General features: G+C 74.4%; 17 protein-coding genes. 12 read left to right on the top strand and 5 right to left on the bottom strand.

The window, feature by feature from the left end; genetic code table 11:
- The first annotated feature begins 114 nt into the window (after positions 1–114).
- Together AB7F12_RS18235 and AB7F12_RS18230 are read left to right on the top strand one after the other, a co-directional pair.
- Positions 115–1458, top strand: coding sequence for a purine-cytosine permease family protein (locus AB7F12_RS18235; RefSeq protein ID WP_428497468.1), 1344 nt, complete (start codon positions 115–117; stop codon positions 1456–1458).
- Positions 1451–2977 (top strand): N-acyl-D-amino-acid deacylase family protein, encoded by a 1527-nt coding sequence (locus AB7F12_RS18230; RefSeq protein WP_428497469.1) that lies wholly within the window; start codon positions 1451–1453, stop codon positions 2975–2977. The genes AB7F12_RS18235 and AB7F12_RS18230 overlap by 8 nt, the downstream gene beginning before the upstream one ends.
- On the opposite strand, the gene AB7F12_RS18225 is transcribed toward AB7F12_RS18230, so the two are convergent.
- The 4 genes from AB7F12_RS18225 to AB7F12_RS18210 all read right to left on the bottom strand — a co-directional run bounded on the left by AB7F12_RS18225 (position 2974) and on the right by AB7F12_RS18210 (position 7950).
- Positions 2974–4566 (bottom strand): PucR family transcriptional regulator, encoded by a 1593-nt coding sequence (locus tag AB7F12_RS18225; protein WP_428497470.1) that lies wholly within the window; start codon positions 4564–4566, stop codon positions 2974–2976. The genes AB7F12_RS18230 and AB7F12_RS18225 overlap by 4 nt on opposite strands.
- 33 nt (positions 4567–4599) lie before the next feature.
- The gene (locus AB7F12_RS18220) at positions 4600–6156 is read right to left on the bottom strand and encodes a hydantoinase/oxoprolinase N-terminal domain-containing protein (RefSeq protein ID WP_428497471.1); all 1557 of its coding nucleotides are present in this window, start codon (positions 6154–6156) and stop codon (positions 4600–4602) included.
- Positions 6149–7225 (bottom strand): DUF917 domain-containing protein, encoded by a 1077-nt coding sequence (locus AB7F12_RS18215; protein WP_428497472.1) that lies wholly within the window; start codon positions 7223–7225, stop codon positions 6149–6151. The genes AB7F12_RS18220 and AB7F12_RS18215 overlap by 8 nt, the downstream gene beginning before the upstream one ends.
- A gap of 194 nt (positions 7226–7419) precedes the next feature.
- The gene (locus AB7F12_RS18210) at positions 7420–7950 is read right to left on the bottom strand and encodes a DinB family protein (protein WP_428497473.1); all 531 of its coding nucleotides are present in this window, start codon (positions 7948–7950) and stop codon (positions 7420–7422) included.
- Between the two features lie 284 nt (positions 7951–8234).
- On the opposite strand from AB7F12_RS18210, the gene AB7F12_RS18205 reads away from it, so the two are divergent.
- The 10 genes from AB7F12_RS18205 to AB7F12_RS18160 all read left to right on the top strand — a co-directional run bounded on the left by AB7F12_RS18205 (position 8235) and on the right by AB7F12_RS18160 (position 21710).
- On the top strand, positions 8235–9053 hold the full coding sequence (locus AB7F12_RS18205) for a PrsW family intramembrane metalloprotease (RefSeq protein WP_428497474.1): 819 nt from the start codon (positions 8235–8237) through the stop codon (positions 9051–9053).
- 181 nt (positions 9054–9234) lie between these two features.
- Positions 9235–10251: an ABC transporter permease gene (locus AB7F12_RS18200; RefSeq protein ID WP_428497475.1), complete on the top strand. Its 1017-nt coding sequence runs from the start codon at positions 9235–9237 to the stop codon at positions 10249–10251.
- Between the two features lie 85 nt (positions 10252–10336).
- The gene (locus AB7F12_RS18195) at positions 10337–11503 is read left to right on the top strand and encodes a sugar ABC transporter substrate-binding protein (protein WP_428497476.1); all 1167 of its coding nucleotides are present in this window, start codon (positions 10337–10339) and stop codon (positions 11501–11503) included.
- 27 nt (positions 11504–11530) lie between these two features.
- On the top strand, positions 11531–12313 hold the full coding sequence (locus AB7F12_RS18190; protein WP_428497477.1) for a FadR/GntR family transcriptional regulator: 783 nt from the start codon (positions 11531–11533) through the stop codon (positions 12311–12313).
- Positions 12310–13827 carry a sugar ABC transporter ATP-binding protein gene (locus AB7F12_RS18185; RefSeq protein WP_428497478.1) on the top strand — a complete coding sequence of 506 codons (1518 nt, stop codon included), beginning with the start codon at positions 12310–12312 and terminating at the stop codon, positions 13825–13827. Before AB7F12_RS18190 ends, AB7F12_RS18185 begins: the two co-directional genes overlap by 4 nt.
- Positions 13828–13912: 85 nt before the next feature.
- Positions 13913–15349, top strand: coding sequence for an amidohydrolase family protein (locus tag AB7F12_RS18180; RefSeq protein ID WP_428497479.1), 1437 nt, complete (start codon positions 13913–13915; stop codon positions 15347–15349).
- Positions 15349–16359: an asparaginase gene (locus AB7F12_RS18175; RefSeq protein ID WP_428497480.1), complete on the top strand. Its 1011-nt coding sequence runs from the start codon at positions 15349–15351 to the stop codon at positions 16357–16359. The genes AB7F12_RS18180 and AB7F12_RS18175 overlap by 1 nt, the downstream gene beginning before the upstream one ends.
- Positions 16360–16384: 25 nt before the next feature.
- Positions 16385–17518 (top strand): 3-isopropylmalate dehydrogenase, encoded by a 1134-nt coding sequence (locus tag AB7F12_RS18170; protein ID WP_428497481.1) that lies wholly within the window; start codon positions 16385–16387, stop codon positions 17516–17518.
- Positions 17519–17576: 58 nt separating this feature from the next.
- Positions 17577–20336: a BTAD domain-containing putative transcriptional regulator gene (locus tag AB7F12_RS18165; protein ID WP_428497482.1), complete on the top strand. Its 2760-nt coding sequence runs from the start codon at positions 17577–17579 to the stop codon at positions 20334–20336.
- Positions 20337–20384: 48 nt separating this feature from the next.
- On the top strand, positions 20385–21710 hold the full coding sequence (locus tag AB7F12_RS18160; protein ID WP_428497483.1) for an FAD-binding oxidoreductase: 1326 nt from the start codon (positions 20385–20387) through the stop codon (positions 21708–21710).
- A 7-nt stretch (positions 21711–21717) separates the two neighbouring features.
- On the opposite strand, the gene AB7F12_RS18155 is transcribed toward AB7F12_RS18160, so the two are convergent.
- Positions 21718–22401 (bottom strand): helix-turn-helix domain-containing protein, encoded by a 684-nt coding sequence (locus tag AB7F12_RS18155; RefSeq protein ID WP_428497484.1) that lies wholly within the window; start codon positions 22399–22401, stop codon positions 21718–21720.
- Positions 22402–22447: the final 46 nt, after the last annotated feature.

The following is a 22447-nucleotide window of genomic DNA, read 5'->3' as shown; positions in this document are numbered from 1 at the left end:
GAGTCCGGTTGGACGTTCCGGCCAACGCCACCGCCCTCCGTTGTGACTCCCGCCCATCCCCGGTCCGGGGCACGGGCTCATAGCGTGCCGTCATTCCGGACCCGAGGAGCTTCGATGGCGGCTACCGCGAACGACGACTACGCCCTGACCCGCGTCCCGCCGGGCGCCCGACGATCGTGGGTCGGGCTGGCCGTCCAGCGCTTCGGCCAGCTATCCGCGCTGATCCAGTTCCTGGTCGGGGCCACGCTCGGCTTCGGCATGGACTTCTGGACCGCGTTCTGGGCGCTGACGCTCGGCTCGGTCATCCTCGAGATCGTCGCCGTCGCGATCGGCGTGATCGGGATGCGTGAGGGGCTCTCCACGACGCTGGTGGCGCGCTGGACGGGCTTCGGCCAGGCCGGTGGCGCCCTGCTGGGACTCCTCGTCGGGCTGAGCGTGACGATCGCGTTCGGCATCCAGTCCGGGGTCTCCGCCGAGGGGCTCGTGGCGATCTTCGGGTCGCTGCCGAGCTGGGCGTGGTCCCTGGTGTTCGGCCTGGTCGTGACGGCCATCGTGGTCGTCGGCATCCGGTCCATGGCGTGGACGGCATACCTGACGGTCCCGATCTTCCTGGTGCTCGTGGGCTGGTCGGTGGTCAGTGCGCTGTCCGCACACCCGGTCGGCGAGCTGCTCTCCTCGCCGCCACCCGGGCCGGCGCTGACCCTGGTGCAGGGGACCACGATCGTCGCGGGAAGCTTCATCGTCGGCGCGGTGATCACCCCTGACATGACCCGCTTCAACCGCAGCGTCGGCGATGTCGTGAAGCAGACCGTCGTCGGGATCACGCTGGGCGAGTACGTGATCGGGCTGGCCGGGGTGCTGCTGGCGCACGCGAGCCGGTCCAGCGACGTCATCGCGATCGTCGTGTCGTCGGTCGGCTGGGTCGGCGTGCTGATCATCGTCGCGGCCACGCTGAAGATCAACGACTGGAACCTCTACAGCGCCGGGCTGGGCACGGTGGCCTTCCTGGAGTCGATCACCGGACGCAAGCCGTCGCGTGCCGTGGTGACGGGCGTGCTCGGGGTCGTGGGCAGTCTCGCCGCCGCACTCGGTGTGCTGAACCAGTTCTCCACCGTGCTCGGGGTCCTGGGGTACGTGTTCCCCCCGGTCGCCGGGGTGATGCTCGCCGAGTACTTCGTGGTGAAGCGCTGGCGCGGCGACCTCGACGCGAGCCGCGCGGGCGGCGCCCCTCCCGAGACCGCGCCACGCTGGGTGCCGGCGACGCTGGTCGTGTGGGTGGTGTCGGCGCTGATCGGGGCGTTCGTGCCGGTCGGCTTCCCGAGTATCAACGCGCTGCTGGCGGCATTCGTGCTGTACACCGTCGCGGGCAAGGCGGGCCTGGTGCGCGGGATCGGGGTCGCCCGGTCGGAGCCGGCCGCGGTCGCGGCGCCGGTCGGCGGGGCCGTCGCAGATGCATGATCTCCTGCTGCGCGGCGGCAGCGTCCACGACGGGACCGGAGCGCCGGCCGTCACCGCGGACGTCGCCGTCGCCGGGGACCGGATCGTCGCGGTCGGGCGGGACCTCGGTCCCGCCCGCCGGGTCGTCGACGTCGACGGCCTGGCCGTCGCACCAGGGTTCGTCGACGCGCACACCCACTCCGACCTCGTCGCGCTCACCGGTCGGCCCGAGGGGGCGAAGCTGCGGCAGGGCGTGACCACCGAGGTCGTCGGCAACTGCGGGGTGTCCTTCGCCCCGCTCGACGAGGCCGCCGCCGGGCACCTCACCGGGATCTACGGCGACCTGACGTGCGGACTTCCGATCGGGCCACGCACCTTCGCCGGCTACCTCGCCGAGGTGGAGGCGGCCCGGCCGACCACGAACGTCGTCGCGCTGGTCGGGCACGCGGCCCTGCGCACCACCGCGAACGGTATGGCCGAGGCTCTCGCCCCCGGTGCCCTGGACCGGATGTGTGCGCTGCTCGCGGAGTCGCTCGACGCCGGAGCGGCCGGGCTCTCGTCCGGGCTCGTCTACCCGCCCGGCAGCCACGCCGCCCCCGAGGAGATGACCGCACTCGCCGCCGTCGCCCAGCGGTACGGACGGATCTACGCGACCCACCTGCGTGACGAGGGTGACCGGTTGCCGGAGGCCCTCGACGAGGCGATCGCCGTGGCCGAGGCGAGCGGGGTGCGGTTGCAGGTCTCGCACTGCAAGGTCACCGGCCGGCGCAACCACGGCCGCGCCCCGGACCTGCTCGCGCGACTGCACGCCGCCCGTCGGGCCGGGATCGACGTCGCCGGCGACGCCTACCCCTACACGAGTGGGGCGACGGTCATGGTCGCGCTGCTGCCGCCGTCGGCGACGGCCGGAGGCGCCGACCGGCTGGTACAGCTGCTCGGTGATCCGCGTGAGCGGGAGCGGCTCCGCGCTGCTGCCGACCACGGGCAGGGGCTGTGGCGGGCGGCCGATCCCGGAGGCGTCCGGCTGATGCGGCACAAGGATCCCGGCGTGTGCGGGCGCACGCTCGCCGAGGTCGGTGCCGATCCCTGGACCACCCTGTGCGAGCTGGTCGCGGCGGACCCGGGGGCGACGGTGCTGCTGGAGGCGATGGACCTGACCGACGTCCTGACGATCCTCGCCGATCCGCTGATCGGGATCGGCTCGGACGGCACGCCCTCGGCCGGTGCGGGGCACCCCCGCAACCGCGGCTGCTTCCCCGAGTTGTTCGCGACGGTCGTCCGTACGCACGGTGCGCTGGACCTTCCCACCGCCGTCCACAAGGCGACGGCGGCGAACGCCGACCGCTTCGGCCTCGCCGGGCGCGGGCGGCTCGGCGCGGGGGCGGTCGCGGACGTCTGCGTGTTCGACCCGGCACGGGTGGCGCACCCCGATCCGCTCGGTGAGCCGGCCGGATTCCTGCACGTGCTGGTCGCCGGCGTGCCCGCGGTCGAGGACGGCCGGGTGACCGGAGCGCGTGCCGGCAGGGTGCTGCGGGCCTAACCGTCCGGGTCCGGGTGGTCGGGCAGGATCGCGCGGGTCGCGAGGTGGGCGGCCAACCTGTCGTCAGGGTCCGCGAGGTCGACGCCGAGCGCGGCCCGGATCCGGCTGAGCCGGTGCACGACGGTGTTGCGGTGGACGCCGAGCACCGCCGCCGTCGTGACCAGTGAGGACTCGTGGTCGAGGTAGCAGGCCAGGGTGCGGCCGAGCTGGTCGGTCGGGTCGGCCTCGCGCAACGGCGCCAGGACCTCGGTGGCCAGCTCCTTCACCGGCTCGTGGGCGTACCAGGCGTGCAGTAGCCGGCGCAGGCCGACGGGGTCGGTGAGCTCGACCGCGCCGTCGGCCTCGCGGGCCCGCGCCACCATGGCCGCCCGGCGGGACTCCTCCGCGGACTCGGCGATGCCCTCGGTCCCGGTGTGCGCCAGGCCGACGCCGGCGCAGACCCGGCCCAGGGAGTCCCGGACCGCCGGATCGAGAAGCGCGCTGCGTACCGCCTTGACCAGTGCCGCGATGCCGGCGCGGTCGGGCGGGGCGTCCTCGGTGCGCCAGAACATCCAGCCGTCCGGGCGGTCCACGATCGCGACCGGCAGGCCGGCGCGCCCCAGCGCACCCTCGAGCACGGCGAGGGCACCCGCGGGCCGGCGGTCCACGCGGGCCCCGGTGATTGCGAGGTGCACCGCGGTGTGCCAGCCCGACAGCCGCCAGCCCAGCACGGCGGCGCGTTCCACCGTCTCGCGGTCGGGGAAGGGCGAGGTCTCGAGGATCTCGGTGAGCAGCAGGGCCCGTTCGCGTCCTTCGTGGACCCGGGCGAACGAGCGGCCCGCGAGGTGCGCGGTGAACGCGAGCGCCGCCACCGCGAGGCAGTCCCGCACCTGCTCTCCCGGGAGTGCGTCCGAGGCCGCCGCGAGGGCGGCGAACCACATCCCGGCCCGTCGCCCGGGTGGCAGCACGACCGGGAGCAGCACGATCTCGGCACCGTCCGGGGCGTCGAGGATCCGGGCGACGGGGATGTCTGCGCCGAGTTCGGCGCCCGCCGCGCCCAGCAGGGCGGCCCAGTGCGTGGCCCGGTCGCCCTCGACGGGATTGCCGTTGGCGTCGAGCAGCGCGACCGGGGCACGCAGCTCGGCGTGCAGCAGACGCAGCAGCTCGCCCGGCTCGGTGTGCGGGCCGACGGCGCGCAGCAGCGTCCGCAACCGGCGGGTGGCCGCGATCTCGGGTGCCTGGGTCTCGGCCTCCAGCTCCGCGACGAGTGCCTCGACGTCGTCGCCGGGCACCAGGACCAGCGGGAGATCGTGGCGGTCGGCCAGCCGGACCGTCGACAGCATGGCCTCCCCGGCCGCCCCGCAGAGCAGGAGCCCGGCGATCCGTGCGCCCACACCGAACCGGATCGCGAGGTCCGCCTCGGGACCGTCGACCCGCAGCTGCCCGCGGCCGAGGACCACGAGGCTCCCGGCCGGGGCCTCGCGCACACCGCCGGCGGAGCTCCCGCGCACCACGTGGTGCACGACCGAGGCCAGCCCTCCCCGGCCCGCGGCGATCCGGTGCCCACGCAGCGCGTCGGAGGACAGGAGGCGCTGGAGCCTGATCGACACGACGTCCCCTCCTGCCCTCCCGGGAGCGCGAGCCTACCGCCGGGCGAGCAGCGGCCCGGCCGCCTTGGCCTGCACCCGCACGCTGTTACCCGGCATGTAGCTCATCGGCACCTCGTTGATCATCGTGATCCGCACCCGCGCCGGGTCGGCGCCCGCGCGCACCGCCTGCTCGACGGCGAGCCGGCGGGCCTCGTCCAGGCAGGCCTCGCGGCCGCCGTCGGCGTAGGCGAAGGTCCGGTCGACGGCGCCGGACGCCTCGGCGATCGCCGCGCCGATGGCGTTCGCGACACCGGCGTGCTCGTGCCGGTGCACCGCGCTGATGCCCTCGATCCGCTCCGGGATCAGGTGCGCCCCACCCCCGACGGCGATCAACGGCTGCGTTCCCCGAGAGGCCTTGATGCGATCGGCGAGGGCGGCGATCTGGCGGTCCACCGAGGCCAGGACCCTGTGCACCGCAGCGGGTTCGATGCGCGCGAGACCCGGATCGCCGATGGCGCTGCGCCCACCCGCCGTGCTCACGTCGCTCAGCGTCAGCACCGCGCCGCCGAAGACGAGGGCGTCGCTGGTCAGCCGGTGGGCGACGCTGCGCGGTCCGATCACCGGCGCCCCACGGCCGGACACGTCGACGACCGTGCCGCCGCCGAGCCCGACGGCGATCAGGTCCGGCATCCGGTAGTTCGTCCGCACCCCCCCGATCTCGACGGCCAGCGCGGACTCCCGCGGGAAACCACCGACCAGCAGCCCGACGTCGGTGGAGGTGCCGCCGACGTCCATCACCACGGCGTCGGTCAGGCCGGAGAGGTACGCGGCGCCGCGCATCGAGTTCGTGGGGCCGGAGCCGATCGTCAGGACGGGGCGACGCAGGGCCTCCTCGACGGTGAGCAGCGTGCCGTCGTTCTGGGTCAGGAAGAGGTCCGGCGACAGGCCGCGCTCACCGAGCGCGGTGATCAGACCCTGCGCGACCGTCCGGCCGATACCGACCAACGCGCTGTTGAGGATCGCCGAGTTCTCCCGCTCCAGCAGACCGATCCCGCCGACCTCCCGGCTCTCGGTGACCGGCACGTCGCCCGCCAGGACGTCGGCGACGATCTCCGCGGCCCGGCGTTCGTGCTCGGCGTTGACCGGGCTGCTCATGGCGGTCACCGCGATCGCGTCGACCGTCCCGGCGCAGTCCTTCGCGAACAGCCGCACCGCGTCCTCGTCGAGGGGGGCGGCGGGGGTGCCGTCGTAGCCGTGGCCGCCGCCCACGATCGCGACCGGGCCGCGGACCTGCGCGGTCAGGTCGTCGGGCCAGCCCGCGAACGGGGGCACGGACGTCGTTGCGGGGGCGGCGACGCGCAGCACCCCGACCCGCCCGAGCCCGGTCCGGCCGATGATCGCGTTGACGGGGTGGGTGGTCCCGAGCATCACCTGCCCGACGGCGTCGGGGTCGACCTGGCCGAGCACGGCGTCGAGGGCGGCGCGGATGCCCTCGAAGACCGCCGTGGTCGTCGGCAGCTTCTCCGCCGCCAGGATGGCGCCGTGCTCGTCGACGACGACCGCGTCGGTGTTCGTGCCGCCGACGTCGATCCCGATCCGCAGGTCAGTCATCCTGTCCTCCGAACGGCACGTAGTCGAGGTCGTAGCCGAACGCCCGCGGACCGGCCAGTTCGATGCCGTCGGGTTCGTGCCAGCGAGGGTGGGCCGGCAGCGCGAGCACGGTGAGCCGCTGCCCGTAGCCGAGGGTCTCGGTGGTCATGGGGGTCCCGGTCTCCACGTCGAGCAGGCTGATGAGGTCCGGCGTGGTCACGAGCGGGACGCCGTCCTCACTGGCCACGAGGTTCTCGTTCTGGAAGTCGATGCGCAGGGTGCGGTCGGCACCGTCCAGGTCGTCGAGGGTGACGGTGCCCCGTGCCCAGCCGTCCTCGGTGCGCCGGTCGAGATCGATGATCTTGCCGGTGAACACGATCCGGCCGCCGGTGGTGGCGAGCAACCCCGGGTAGCCGTCCGGGGCGCCCTCCTGGATCGCGCGGACGTGGCGGCCGATCTCGGCGCAGTAGGTCAGCGAGCCGTGGATGGCGTGTGCGTCGGCCTGGGCGGCGGTGACGGGGTAGAGCGCACCGACGGCGATCATGCCCATCGCCGTGACGGCCGCGCGGGCGAGCCGTTCCGCCGTCGGGTTGTCCGTGGCCTCGATGATCGCGCGGTTCCCCGCGGTGTCGACGAGCACGATCGGCGAGGCGGGGATGCCGGCGAGGTGGAAGTGCGTGAGCTCGCCGCGCGGGAAGGCCCGGCGCATGGTGTCGGCGTCGACGACCGGCAGCCCCAGCTCGGCCGCGGCGGCGATCGGCAGCAGCGTGCTGCCGCCGCCGACCTCGATCGGCAGCACGCCGACGCCCTTGCGGCCGAGGTGGCGTTCCAGCGCGGTGAGTGCGGCCTGTGGCTCGCTGCCGTTGAAGAACCGCTCGGCGAACGCGGTCGGCGCGCCGACCACCGCCAGGGGCAGCAGCAGCCCGTCCGCGTCCAGGTCGCCTGGTTGCACCAGTGGCACCGGGCCGTGCCGGCGCAGCGCCTCCTCGACCATCAGCCTGGGCACGAACGGCTCGCCACCACCCCCGGTGGCGAGCACGCCCGCACCGAGCGTGAGCGCGGGGATGTCATCGATCGTGATTTCGTCCAACTCGGCTCCTGACCTCCGGGTTCCCAGCGAATCAGGTCTCGCATGCTGTCTTCATCGGGCGGTCTGCACAGCGGCTGACTCGGTGATGTACGGAGTGCACATGTGCCACGGGCTCCGCGCGGGCGGGTCGGCGCGCAGCCCGGACCCGCCACCGGCGGCACGCGCCGGGCGCGGCGCCACGGAGGCGGCGGGCGTCAGCGGCCGGTGACGCCGTCGATCCGTTCGCGCAGCATGTCGGCATGGCCGAGGTGGCGGGCGTACTCGGTGTTCATGTGCACCAGCACCGCGCGTACCGACATCGGCCGCCCGCGGAAGTCGACCTCGTGATCGAGCGGGACACCGGCCAGGGCGGCGTCGGCGAGCGTCAGCTCCGCGAGGTACGCCTCGACGTCGCGTTCGGCGTGGGCGGCGTAGGCGTCGTCGAAGTCGCTGTCGTCGCCCACACCGCCGTGGAGCGGGGCGACGGTGTCGCCGCCGGCGCGCTGCCGCAGCCAGATCCGTTCGACCTTCGTGAGGTGGCGGACGAGGCCGAGCAGCGACAGCGTCGAGGGCGCCGGCGCGCGTTCGGCGAGCTGCGCAGGGGTCAGCCCGGCACACACGTTGAGCAGGCACGACCGTTGCCGGGCGAGCATCCCGAGCAGGATCGCGCGTTCGTCGCCGGTGAGCGGGCCGTCGGTGATCAGGAGGGTGGGCGGCTCGGCGGGAAACGGCGACGTCCAGGTCATGTCTGCATCCTGACCCAACCGACTTCGACACGAGGACGGGGTCGCTCGCGCCCGCCGTCGGAGGCCGATGCGTCGCCCCTCGTCGTCGACGTCCCGATCGCCCCGGCGACCCGCACACCAGCGCTCGGGTGTCACGCACCGGAACCGGATCGCCGCGGTCCGTCACCGGCCTTCCGCCGGGCGGTCGTTGACGAGATCGTGGGAGCGGGATCGGAGACGGCGGTGCGAGCGTCCTGTGCGGGCACCGCGATCACAGGAGCACCGCACCGCGAGGAAGGACTGCGATGACCGCACCCGCCCCCGGCTCGTTCGCCAGGCGGCACGGCTGGATCGCCGTGCTCGTCGTCGGCGCGGTCCTGTTCGTCGTGGTCGAACGGACCCTCGTCGGTACCCAGAACCCCAACTTCGTCCCGTCGGCGATCCTGCTGGGTGCAACGATCGTGCCCGCGGCGTTCATCGCGTTCGTGTACGGACGACGGCTGCCCTACGACGTCGGCGGCACCGCGATCGGGCTGTCCGCGCTGCTCGGCGGGATCATCGGCACCGTCGTCGCCGGCACGCTCGAGTACGACGTCCAGCTCGACCTCGGTGTCCTGCCCATGCTCGGCGTCGGGCTGATCGAGGAGGCGAGCAAGCTGCTCGTCCCGCTGGCCATGCTGCTGTGCGTGTCCCGTTTCCGCACCCGTGCCGACGGGCTGCTCCTCGGGGTGGCCGCCGGAGCCGGGTTCGCCGCGCTGGAGACCATGGGTTACGCCTTCACGACGCTGATCCGGTCGAAGGGCAGCATCACCGACACGATCGACGTGCTCCTGCTGCGCGGGATCATGAGCCCCGCCGCCCACATGGCGTGGACGGGCATCACCGCAGCCGCACTGTTCGCCGCCGCCGGGTCGGGCTGGGCGGGGCGCCGGGTCGGGATGTTCGTGGGCGCGTTCGTCGTGGCCGTCGGGCTGCACACCGCGTGGGACAGCTCGCCGAACCTGTTCTGGACCGGGGCGGTCGCCGTCGTGAGCCTCGGGCTGCTGGGCTGGATCGTGCACCGCACGGCCGTCGACACCCGCGCCCGGGTCCACCCGCACGCCGCACACGCCCGGGTTTCCTGAGACGGCACCCGACATCGGTCGGCGCGGGGGTGGCCGCCGCTCCACCGAGCCGCGCGCGGTCGTGACTGTCGACACGGTGCCACCCGAATGGCCGGTGACGGCCCCCGCTCCGCTCGCCATAGTGGGCCCACTGGTCAGACCAGTAGCCGAGGTGGACGTCGAGCGAGCCGGAGAGCGACCCGTGGACGACGCTGGGACCACGCACACCACGAAGGAGCGGCCGCCACCGCGGACCGAGGCCGCGGCCGGGTCCGCCGGAGCACGCGCCGCGCGCGAGATCGCGACCCGCTACGGCCTCGTCGCGGTCTGGGTCGTCATGATCGTCGCGTTCACGATCCTCGCCCCTGGCCGGTTCCTCGTGGCGCAGAACATCGGCAACATCTTCGGTTCGCAGGCGGTCCTGCTGATCCTCGCGCTCGGTCTGATGTTCCCGGTCATCGCCGGCGAGTGGGACCTCTCGGTCGGGGCGATGCTCGGGCTGTCGCTGACCACCGTCGGCTACTTCAACGCGGTGCTCGACCTGCCGATCTGGGTCGCGATCCTGGTCGCGCTAGCCATGGGGCTGGCCGTCGGCCTGCTCAACGCGTTCTTCATCGTCGTCGCCGGGGTGCCCTCGCTGATCGCGACACTGGGCATGGCCACCCTGCTCGGCGGGGTCACCTACGCCATCTCCAACTCGACGATCTCCGGGCTCGACCAGGGGTTCGTCGACCTCGGCCAGCACTCGGTCCTGGCGATCCCCACGCCGTTCTACGTCGCGATCGTGATGGCGCTGATCGCCTGGTACGTGCTGCGGTGGACGCCGGGCGGTCGGTACCTGTTCTTCGTCGGGTCCAACCGCGACGTCGCCCGGCTCTCGGGCATCCGGGTGGGTCGCGTCCGGGTCACGGCGCTCGTGGTCTCCGGCGTCGTCAGCGCGTTCGCGGGTGTCGTGCTCGCCGCGTCGCTCGGCGCGTCGGGCCCGACGATCGGGGCGCCCTACCTGCTGCCGGCGTTCGCGGCGATCTTCCTCGGCGCCACCGCCGTCACGCCCGGCCGGCTCAACGTGTGGGGCACCGTGATCGCCGTCTACTTCCTGATCACCGGCGTCACCGGGATGCAGCTGCTCGGCGCGCCGTCGTGGGTCCAGGACGTCTTCTACGGCGCGATCCTGCTCGCCGCCGTCGCACTGAGCCTGCTCGCCCGGCGGCGCCGGTGAGCACCCCGGACCCCGGCCCCGGCGCTGCGCCGGCCCGCCGGAGCACGTCCCCGCAGTCTCCGTCCCTACCCGGTGAGGAGCAGTCATGAGAGATCGGCAGAGGAGCCGCACGGCGGTCAGGGCGGTCGGGGCACTCGCCACCGCCGCCGCGCTCGCCGTGCTCGGCGCGTGCGGCGGCCAGGACGCCGGGTCCGGCGGCGCGGCCGCCGCGGCCGACCCGGCGATGGTGCAGAAGGCCACCGACTCCACGACCGCGCTCGGCGAGCCGCCGACGTTCGCGCTCACCGACGCCGACAAGATCGATCCGGCGGGTGCCGCGGGCAAGAAGCTGTGGATCATCGACATCGCGTCGTCGATCCCGCTCGTCCAGGTCAGCGACGCGGCCACGGCCCAGGCCCTCGGACTCGTCGGCGCGACCGTCAAGACCTACGACGGGAAGGGCTCGGTCACCGAGTACACCCGAGGCATCCAGGCGGCCATCGCCGACAAGGCCGACGTGATCGCCCTCTACGCGATCGACCCCAACCTCGTCGCCGGTCCGATCCAGGCCGCGGCCGACGCCGGGATCAAGGTCATCGTCGTCCAGTACGACGACCCGGGCGCGCCGCTGCCGAAGAACGTCACCGCACAGGTGACCTACCCCTACACGCAGGCGGGCGCGGCGATGGCGAACTTCATCGTCGCGGACTCCAAGGGTGCCGCCGTGGGCGTCGAGTTCATCTCGGCCTCCGACGTCAGCAACTCGAAGGCGATCGTCGGCGGCTTCCAGGACACGCTGAAGGCGGCCTGCCCGAACTGCTCGGTGACCGTCGACGACGTTCCCGTCGCCGACTGGCAGACCAAGATCACCACACAGGTCAACTCGACGCTCAACAGCCACCCGGACATCAAGTACGTCGTCCCGGTCTACGACGGCATGGCCACCTTCGCGATCCCGGCGATCAAGACGTCGGGCAAGAAGGACGTCAAGCTCGTGAGCTTCAACGCGACGAAGTCGATCATGCAGAACCTCAAGGACGGCGACACGGTCGTCGCCGACGTGGGCTCCCCGCAGGCCTGGGAGGGCTGGGCGCTCGCCGACCAGTTCATCCGCGTCGTCACGAACGCGGCGCCGCTCGTCGACACGAAGGTCGGGCTGCGCATGTTCACCGGCCAGAACATCGGCCGGATCGACCTCGCCGCGCCGGAGTCGACCTGGTACGGCGTCGACTACGAGAGCGGATACAAGAAGCTGTGGGGCGTCAGCCAGTAGTCACCCCGGACGGACAGGAACGCACGCATGAGCGACCCGGGCCCCTTCAGCCAGGTCAAGCCGGTCAGAGCGTACGAGGCGATCGTCGCGCAGTTCGACGAGGCGATCCGCTCCGGCACGATCCGCCCGGGCGACCGGCTGCCGTCGGAACGTGAGCTGATGCGGCAGTTCGGGGTCGGCCGCTCCACGGTGCGCGAGGCGCTGCGCGTCCTGCAGAGCAACGGGATGGTCCGGTCCCGGCCCGGTGACCGGCGCGGCCCGGAGGTGGTGGCGTTCTCCACCGAGCTGCTGCACCGGCCGATGGAGGCCCTGCTCAACGTCGGGCAGGTCACGCTCTACGAGCTGATCTTCTTCCGGATGGTGACCGAGGGCAGCCTCGCCGGGCTGGCCGCGACGCGGTCCGGGGTCGACCCGGACGGCGTCGCGCAGCTCTGGTCGCTCGTGCAGGACCTGAAGGACGGGGCGGCCCGCGGGATGCAGCACTTCCTCAAGGCCGACTCCGCGTTCCACGAGGGGGTGTCACGGGTGGCGGGCAGCAGCTTCCTGGCCGTGCAGAACGACGTCGTCCGCAACGCCGCGCGCAACTACCTCGCGACCAACATGGACACTCCGGTGCGCCGGTCGGACTACATGACGCGCGCGATCGAGAGCCACGAGCTGCTCGTCCGGCACATCGAGGCGGGTGAGCAGCACGCGGCCACCCTGATGAACCACCACACGATCCTGGCGCACTACTCGGTGTTCTTCACCGACGACGAGGTGGCCCGGCTGCGGTCGTTCTTCGTCGACCCACCCGGGGGTGACGGATGAACGACGTCCTGCAGGTCGCCGACCTCACCGTGCGCTTCGGGCCCACCACCGCGCTCGACGGCGTCTCGCTGACGCTGCGCGGGGGAGAGGTGCACGGGCTGCTGGGGCACAACGGTTCCGGCAAGTCGACGCTGATCAAGACCCTCGCCGGGGTGAACATCCCGGAGGCGGGGACTGTCACGTCGAACGGCACGGAGCTCGCGCTCCCGGTGAGCCCGACGGCGGCGCGGTCGAGCGGGCTGGCGTTCGTCCACCAGGGCCTCGGGCTGGCCGAGGACCTCAGCGTCCTGGAGAACATCGCCGTCGTCGGGTTCGACGTCGGCACCCTGGGCCGGATCCGGTGGGGCGACGAGGCCCGCGCCGCCCGGGCCGAGCTGGCGCGCTTCGGCGTGACCGTCCGGCTCGACACCCTCGTGCGCGACCTGCCGCCCGTGGAGAAGGCGATCGTCGCGATCGTGCGGGCCCTCGCATCGGTCGAGGGTCCGCCCGGCGGGCGGCTGCTCGTGCTCGACGAGCCGACCGTCTACCTGCCGCGCGACCAGGTGCAGCGGCTCTTCGACGCGGTCCGGGAGTTCGTCGCGGGCGGCGACGCGGTGCTGTTCGTCTCCCACCGCATCGACGAGGTCCTCTCGCTCACCGACACCATCTCGGTGCTGCGCAGCGGCCGGCTCGTCGCGACGGAACCGACCCACGCGCTCGACGAGCGCCGCATCGTCGCGCTGATCGTCGGCCGTGAGCTCGCCGCGGCCGCCCCCGACACCCACCACGCCACCGGCGAGGTCGCCGCCACGTTCGGCGACGTCACCGGCGCGGTCCTGCACGGGATCTCGTTCACCGTGGCCCGCGGCGAGATCCTCGGTGTCACGGGGCTCGCCGGCTCGGGCTTCGACGAGCTGCCCTATGTCCTCGCGGGCGCCCGGCCCGGCTCGGGGACCGTCGTGGTCGGCGGGCGGACCGTCGACGTCGCCGGTCTCGACCCGCGCGCGGCCATCGCCGCCGGGATCGTGCTCATCCCCGCCGACCGCGCTCGCCTCGGCGTGATCGGCGAGGTCAGCATCCGGGAGAACGTCGCGCTGCCGCGGATGCGGCGCTTCTTCCGGGGCGGCCTGCTGCGCGAGGGCGAGGAACGCGACTGGGTGCGCCGGCTCGTCGACGGCTCCGGCGTCCTGCACGGCGGCGTCGACCGCGAGATGAACACCCTCAGCGGCGGCAACCAGCAGAAGACGGTCCTGGCGAAATGGCTCGCCGGCGACCCGGACCTGATCCTGCTGCACGAACCGACCCAGGGCGTCGACGTCGGCGGCCGCCTCGACATCCACCGCCGGCTGCGCGAGGCCGCCGACCGCGGTGCCGCCGTCGTCGCCGCCGGCGAGTCGCCCGAGGAGCTCGCCGAGCTCTGCGACCGGGTGCTGATCGTCAAGGACGGCGTGCTGTTCGGCGAGCTCCGCGGGGCGCGCGTGGACAAGCACACGATCGTCGACGCGACCCTGTCCGAGACCCCACTGCCCCTGTGAGCGGCGACGGCCGCCACGTCGACCCCGCCACCCACGACCGACTCGACCCGGAACGAGCCTCGACCCCGTACGAGAAGGAGTGACCATGCTCGACCTCGCGATCACCGGCGGCCTCGTCGTCGGCCCGACCGAGACCTCCGCGCTCGACGTCGGCATCGCCGACGGCCGCATCTCGATGCTGACCTCGCCCGGCGGCCTCCCCGAGGCCCGCGAGACCGTCGACGTCCCTGGGCTGACGCTCGTCCCCGGCGGCATCGACCCGCACGTGCACTGCGACCTCGCGATCGAGCACGAGGGCCACGAGCCGGCCGTGTCGTTCGGCCCGGACGTCGTCGGCTCCGCCGCGCTCATCGGCGGCACGACGACGTTGATCGACTTCGTCTGGCTGAACCCCGGCGAGGCCATCCCGGACGGCATCGAGCGCTTCTCACGGCGCTGGGAGGAGGTCAGCCCGATCGACTTCTCGTTCCACGTCGTGCTGCGCGGCGGGGTCGGGCGCGAGCTGCTGGCCCAGATGCCGGGCGCGATCGAGGCCGGCTTCCCCAGCTTCAAGGTGTTCACCACGAACGTCTTCCCGAGCGCCCCGATCGGCGGCATCCCGCTGATGGTCGACTTCGGGTCGCTGCAGGAGATCCTCGGGACCACCGCCGAGCACGGCGGCATCACGATGATCCACTCCGAGGACGACGACATCGTCCAGCACATGTACCGCAAGCTCCTCGCCGAGGACCGCATGGAGTACACGAACCTGCACGAGGTCCACAACTCGCTGTCGGAGGACCTGTCGTTCCGCCGCGCGATCCGGTTGGCGCACAAGGTCGGTGACGCGCCGATCTACTTCGCCCACGTCAGCGCGAAGACGGGCGTCGACGCCATGGCCGAGGCGCGCGCCGAGGGCCGCCCGGTGTTCGGCGAGACCCTGCACCAGTACGCGCTGCACACCTACCACGACTACCGCGAGCCCGACGGGATGAAGTACCACACCTACCCGTCGCTCAAGGACCACGAGGACACCGAGCGGCTCTGGTCGGGCATCGGGCAGGGCGTGCTGTCGTGCTTCGCCACCGACGCCCAGGCCACCACCTACGCGGTGAAGACACAGGGCCGCCGGGTCGACGACGTCGTCGGCGGCAACACCGGCCTCGAACCGCGGATGGCTCTGCTCTACACCGAGATGGTCAGCAAGCGCGGCATGACGTTGCAGCGCTACGTCGAGGCCACGTCGGCCAACGCGGCGAAGATCCACGGGCTCTACCCGCGCAAGGGGCTGCTCGCCGTCGGGTCCGACGCCGACATCCTCGGCCTGCAGACCGGCGTCGAGCGGACGATCACCCACACCGACCTGCACGAGTCGGACTACACCCCGTGGGAGGGCTGGGAGGTCACCGCGTGGCCGCAGCTGACCCTGTTGCGCGGCAAGGTCGTCGCCCGCGACGGGCAGTTCGTCGGCGACCCGGCGGGTGGCCGGGTGGTACCTCGCAAGATCGCCGACGCGATCACGACCGGCCCCCGGTACGCGTGATGTCGCTGCCCCGCATCGGGATCGCCGCCTGTGGCGGGACCATCGCGGCCACCGCTTCCGGGGACGGCACGGCGACGCCCCGGCTCGGCGCCGCCGACCTGCTCGACGCCGCGCCCTGGCTGCGCGACATCGCCGACCCGCAGGCGCGCACCGTCATGACCAAGGCGTCACCCGACATCACGCTCGACGACGCCCTCCGGCTGCACGACGAGCTCGTCGCGTTCGTCCGCGACGGGCGCCTCGACGGCGTCGTCGTCACGAGCGGTACCGACACCCTGGAGGAGGTCGCGTTCACCCTCGACCTGCTGTGGGAGGCCGACGTTCCCGTCGTGGTGACGGGGGCGATCCGCAACGCGAGCAAACCGGGTGCCGACGGACCGGCGAACCTGACCGCGGCGGTCGCCACCGCGGCCTCCCCGGGCGCTCGCGGGCTGGGCGCGCTGCTCGTCATGAACGACCAGATCCACGCCGCGCGCTACGCCCGCAAGGGCAACTCCGGCAACGTGGCCGCGTTCGTCTCGCCGACGATCGGGCCGGTCGGCTACCTCGCCGAGGGGGTACCGGTGATCCCGATGCGCGTCACACGGACACCGGTGCTCGACCCGCGCCCCGCCGCCCCGGCCGGCGCGCGGGTCGCCCTGCTGACCACCTCGATGGGCGACGACGGCGCACTGCTGCCCGCGGTCGTCGCGGGCGGGTTCGCGGGGCTCGTCGTCGCCGGGTTCGGGGGCGGCCACCTGCCGGCGGCGGTCGCCGAGCACCCCGCGTTCGCCGAGCTGCTCGACACCGTGCCCGTCGTGCTCGCCTCGCGCGCCGGCGCCGGGGAACCGTTGCGCGCCACCTACAGCGGGTTCGCCGGGTCGGAGACCGAGCTGGCGCGCCGCGGCGTCATCAGCGCCGGCTGCCTCGATGCGCCCAAGGCGAAGGTGTTGCTGAGCCTGCTCACCTCGGCGGGCGAGCCCGTCGAGCGGGTCCGGGCCGCGTTCCGTCGCTTCTCGGCACTCCCGTAGCCCCCGGTCCCAGGAGGACACCCGCATGCGCACACACAGTGTCGCCGTCATCGGCGGCGACGGCATCGGCCCCGATGTCACCGCCGCCGCCCTCGCCGCGATGCGCGCGGCGGCCGACCGGTTCGGCTTCACCCTGTCCACCACCGACTTCGACCTCGGTGCGGCGCGCTACCACCGCACCGGGGTGGCGCTCGACGACGGGACCGTCGCCGCACTGCGGCGCCACGACGCGATCCTGCTGGGGGCGATCGGCGATCCCAGCGTGACACCCGGGATCCTGGAACGCGGTGTCGTGCTCGCCCTGCGGGTGGCGCTGGCGCAGTCGGTCAACGTCCGGCCGGTCCGGCTCTACCCCGGCGTGCAGAGCCCGATCCGCGACCTGACGCCCGGGCGCTGCGACATGGTGATCCTGCGCGAGAACACCGAGGGTCTCTACGCGGGCGGCGGCGCGCTCGTCCATCAGGGGTCCGCGAACGCCGTCGCGCTCCAGCAGTCGGTGACGACGGCGGCCGCCACACGGGAGATCGTCGACGTCGCGTTCCGGCTCGCGGCCGCCCGCAGGGGCCGGCTGGCGTTGTGCCACAAGTCCAACGTCCTCACCTACGCGGGGCGGCTGTGGGACGAGGTCGTCGAGGAGGTCGGCGCGCGGTACCCGGGGGTGCAGCGCGACTACGTCCACGTCGACGCGATGTGCCAGCACCTGCCGCTGAGCCCGGAGCGGTTCGACGTCGTCGTCACCGACAACCTGTTCGGCGACATCATCAGCGACCTGGGCGCGACGGTGCAGGGCGGGCTGGGACTCGCCGCGAGCGCCAACCTCAACCCGACCGGGTCGGCGCCGAGCATGTTCGAGCCGGTGCACGGGTCCGCGCCCGACATCGCGGGCAGGGGCTGGGCGAACCCGGTCGCGGCGGTCCTGTCGGGAGCGCTGTGCCTCGCGGCGCTGGGGGAGCGCGACGCGGCGCTGGCCTGCGAGGCGGCGGCCGCGACCGTCGTCGCGGAGCTGCCGGCGCTCTCCGGTGCGGCGATGGGGGCGTCGACGGCCGAGGTGGGGGAGCGGATCGCCGCCCGCGTCGCGACGGCCGACCCCACCACGATCGGCGACCCGGCGACGTCGCTGATGAGCGCGATGGCGGCGATCACCCCCACCGCGGCCTGAGGCGGGGTCGCCGGGTCCGGGCTTGTCAGCAGGGCCTCCCGGGCGGGAGCCTGCGCGGGTGGACGGCGTCGCGGTCCTGCTGCTCGGGCCGGTCGCGGCGCAGGTCGACGGCCGGCCCGTCGATGTGGGGCCGCCGCGGCGCCGCGCGGTGCTCGCGGCGCTCGCGGTGCACGACGGGCCGCTGAGCGTGGAGCGGCTCGTCGCCCTGCTGTGGGGCGACGCGCCGCCGCCGACGGCCGCGACGATGGTCCACGGCGCGGTGGCCGGGCTGCGGCGCACCCTGGGGGCGGGCAGCGTGGTGACCCGCGACGGCGGCTACGCGCTGCCGGGAGTCGGCACCGACGTCGGGCGGGTCGAGGGGCTCCTCGCGGGAGCCGCGGTGCCGGACGTCGACGCCTGGGCCGAGGCGTTGGGCGAGTGGCGGGGCCCGGAGCTCGACGGGCTCGACCACGCGTTCGCGCGGGCCGCGGCCGACCGGTTCGCCGCGCTGCGCCTCGACTGCACGCAGCGCTGGGCGCAGGCGGCGCTGGCGGCGGGGCACCACCGCGAGGTGCCGGCCCGGCTGGCTCCGGTCGTTGCGGCGCACCCGCTGTGCGAACAGCTCGTGGCGCTGCTGATGGCGGCGCTGCACCGTGGCGGGCGCCGGTCCGAGGCGCTGGCGGTGGGCCGCCGGCTGCGCGTGGCGCTCGCCGACGAGCTGGGGGTAGGCCCGGGCCCGGAGGTGCGGCGGGCCGAGGAGGCGATCCTGCGCCGGGCACCGGCCGGGTCGGGACTGCCCGCGCGGACCGACCCGTTCGTCGGGCGGCGGCGCGAGCGGGGCGAGGTCGCGGCGCTCGTCGACGCGCACCGGCTGGTGACGCTCACCGGGCCGGGCGGCACGGGCAAGACGCGGCTCGCGCTGGAGGTGGCGGCCCGTTCGCCGTACGAGGCGGTGTTCGTCGATCTCGTCGCCTCGACGACAACGGGTGCCGACGTGGAGGACGCCGTCGCCGGGGCACTCGGTGTGCGGCCCGAACCCGGTGCGGCGCAGGGGGACGCGATCGTGGCGGCGCTGTCCGGGCGCGACGTCCTGCTCGTCGTCGACAACTGCGAGCACGTCGTCGACGCCTGCGCCGCGGCGTTCGGCGCGCTGCTCGCCACCACGCCGGTCCGGGTCCTCGCGACCGGCCGCGAGGCGCTGGCCCTGCCGGGCGAGCACGTGTACCCGGTGGCGCCCTTGGCCTGCGCCCGGCCGGGCGCGCCGGCCGAGGAGATCCGGCGCTGCGAAGCCGTCGTCCTGTTCCTCGCCCGCGCCGCGGCGGCCCGCCCGGGGTTCCGCGCCGACGGCCGTGTGGACGACCGCGCCGACGGTCCGGTGGACGACCGCGCCGACGACCCCGCGGACGGTCCGCTCGACGACCTCGCCGCCGTCCTCGACGTCTGCCGCCGTCTCGACGGGCTGCCGCTCGCGATCGAGCTCGCCGCCGCCCGCGTCGCGACGATGACCGTGGCCGACCTCGCGACGCGTCTCGACGAACGCTTCCGGCTCCTCGACGGCACCGTGCGCGGCATGGCCGCCCGGCACCGGACGCTGGCCGCGACCGTCGCCTGGAGCACCGACCTGCTGAGCCCGGCCGAGCGGGCGCTGTTCGGCCGGCTCGGGGTGTTCCCCGCGGGGTTCGACCTCGCCGCGGCGGAGGCCGTCGGTGCCGGGCCCGACCTGCCTGCGGGCGAGGTCGCCGCGGCACTCGCGCGGCTGGTCGCGGGCAACGTCGTGCAGCTCGGCGGCGACGGCCGCTACCGGATGCTTGCGACGACCCGCGCCTTCGCCCGGGCACGCACCGGCACGACGGCCGACGAGACCGCCGCCCGGCACGTCACGGCCCTCGCCGCCGGGCTCGCCCCGCGGTTGCAGGGACCGGGGTCCGGGCCACTGCTGCGCCGCCTCGACGCCGAGACCCCGAACCTGCGCGCCGCCCTGACCTGGGCGTTCGGCCCGGACGGCGATAGCGGGGTCGGCGTCGCGCTCGCCGGAGCGCTGTGGCACCACTGGGACCTGCGCGGCGCGCGCGCCGAAGGGCTGCGCTGGACCGCGGCCGCGCTCGCCGTCGTCGACGACCCGGCGGGCCGGCTGCCACTGCTGTCCGCCGCGGCGCTGCTGCACGTCGGCCGCGCCGAGTTCGACGCCACCGACGCCGCCGCCCGCGAGCAGCTCACGCTCGCCCGCCGCCTCGGCGACCGCGCCTCGGAGGGCGACGCGCTCGGCATGGTCGCGACGACCGCGTGGGCCCGCGGCGCGTTCGACCGGGCGCGGCAGCTCTACGAGGACGCGATCGCGGCGTCGCTCGACGGCGGTGACCGCTGGCGCGCGGCGATGGAGGAGGCACAGCTCGCCCGGCTGCACCGCGACCGCGGAGAGCCCGACGCCGCCCACGCGGCGGCCCGCCGCGCGGCCGGCCACGCCGGTCACGTCGGTGAGGACCTCGCCCGCGGCCTCGCGCTCGACGTGCAGGCGTCGCTGGAGGCGCGCTGGGGCGACCCGCGGTCAGCGGCCGACCTCACCGCCCGCGCCCGCGAGCACTACCGCGCCGTCGGCTACCGGGAGGGCGAGGCGTCGGCACTGCAGCAGGCGGGGCGGCTCGCCGCCGCGTCCGGCGACGACGCCGCGGCGCGCCGGGCGTTCGGCCAGGCCCTGCGGCTCTACCGGCGGATCGGGCACCGCGCCGGGGTCGCCGCCGCGCACGAAGGGCTGGCCGACACCGTGCGGGACCCGGTCGCCGGGGCCGGACACCGGGCTGCCGCGGCCGGACTGCGCGCCGAGATCGGGATTAGCCGCTGATCAGCCGCGTCGGGCAGGCTGACGGGGCCGACCCCGAGGGAGGGCCCGATGTCCGTGCCGACCGTCGACCTGACCGGGGACGTCCTGCGCCCCGGCGACCCGACCTACGACGACGCCCGTGCGGTCTTCAACGCGATGATCGACCGCAGGCCGTCGGCGATCCTGCGCTGCCACGACACCGACGACGTCGCCCGTGGCATCGCGTTCGCCCGCGCGCACGATCTCGCGCTGGCGGTGCGCGGCGGCGGGCACAACGTCGCGGGCAACGCGATGTGCGACGGCGGCATCGTGCTGGACCTGTCCCCGATGCGGGAGCTGACCGTCGACCCCGCCGAGCGGACGGCGTGGGCCGGCCCCGGCCTGCTGCTCGGCGACCTCGACGCCGCCACCGCCGCGCACGGGCTCGCCACCCCGCTCGGGGTCATGTCCGGCACCGGCATCGCCGGCCTCACCCTCGGCGGCGGCCTCGGCTGGCTCGCGGCCCGGCACGGCCTGGCCTGCGACAACCTCGTCGAGGCGCAGGTCGTCACCGCTGCCGGCACCGTCGTCCGCGCCGCCGACGACGAGAACCCCGACCTGTTGTGGGGGCTGCGCGGCGGCGGCGGGAACCTCGGCGTCGTCACGCGGTTCCGCTACCGGCTGCACCCCGTCGCGACGGTCGTCGCCGGCGCCTTCGGCTTCGCCTGGTCGCAGGCCCGCGACGTCATGCGTCGCTACCAGGAGCTGTTCGACTCCGCCCCCGACGAGCTCGGCTCGGTCGCGTCGTTCGGCCTCGGACCCGACGGCGGACCCGCGGTGACGATCCTGGTGTGCTGGTCGGGCGACCCCGCGGCCGCCGACGCCGCGTTCGCGCCGATCCGGGCCGCCGGACCAGCCGCGGTCGAGGTCGGGGAGATGCCGTTCGTCGACTGGCAGCAGGCACCCGACCCCGGCTACCCGCTCGGGCAGCGGCACTACTGGAAGTCCGGGTACCTGCCACGGCTCACCGACGGCGCCGTCGACACCCTTCTCGACCTCGTCCCGGGCCTGCCGACGCCCACGAGCGGTATCGGCCTGCAGGCGCTGCGCGGCGCCGCGGCCCGCGTGGCCCCGGACGCCACCGCGTTCCCGCACCGCTCACCGCGCCACGACCTGCTCGTCCTCGCGCAGTGGCCCGACCCGGCCGACGACGAGCGCGTCGTCGCGTGGGCGCGATCCGCCCACGACGCGCTGCGCCCGCACCTCGACGACGGCGTCTACGTCAACAACCTGGGTGTGGAGGGCCCGGCCCGGGTGCGGGCGGCATTCGGCGCCAACCACGACCGGCTGGTCGCGCTCAAACGCCGGTTCGACCCGGACAACGTGTTCCGGCTCAACCAGAACGTCGCTCCCTGACCAGCGCTCAGCGGTCCTCGAGGATCGCCACGCAGAGTCCGGGTTCGACGAACGGCTGCAGGTCGGCGGCCCGCAGCGGGGCCCCGCAGTCGTCGAGCAGGCCCCGCAGCAGGCCCAGGTGCAACCCGCACACGACGTCGGGGTGCGCGACCGCCACCTCCCGGTACGGGCACCGGTGCAGCCGGATGCGGCGGGCGCCCGCGTCGACGTCCGGCTCGAAACCGAGCTCGGTGAACAATGCGACGATCCGGGCGAGCGCCTCGGCACCCGTCGCGGGCGGGGTGCCGGGGGCGGGCGCGTGCGCGGCGGCCATCGCGCGGCCGGCCCGCTCGGCCCGGGCCCGGCGACCGGCCGGGGTGGGGGCCAGGGTGCCGGCGAGTGCCGCGGCGAGCGCGGTGTACGGGTCGGGCCCACCGCCGTGCGTCGCGGTGTAGACGGCGCGGGGCCGCCCGGGGCGGGTGGCGTGCGCGACGTCCTTACGGGCGAACCCGGCGTCGCACAGCACGCCGAGGTGGAACCGGACCGTCGTCACGTGCAGGCCGGAGGCCCCCGCCAGCTCGCGGACGTCGAGGGGGCCGGGGGCGGCGCGCAGCAGGTCGAGCAGGAGGACGCGGCTGGGCACCGCGAGCGCCCCGTGCCCGCGCACGCGCGCGGCGGCACCGTGCACGGACCGCTGCGCAGGATTGCTCATTGTGGCCCTGTCCGGATTTAGAGGATCGCCATAGTCTCGAACGCGT

The organism is Pseudonocardia sp., assembly GCF_050250275.1.
GTDB lineage: Bacteria > Actinomycetota > Actinomycetes > Mycobacteriales > Pseudonocardiaceae > Pseudonocardia.
Note: the sequence above shows the minus strand (reverse complement) of the source record. Positions and strands in the feature narration are given on the sequence as shown.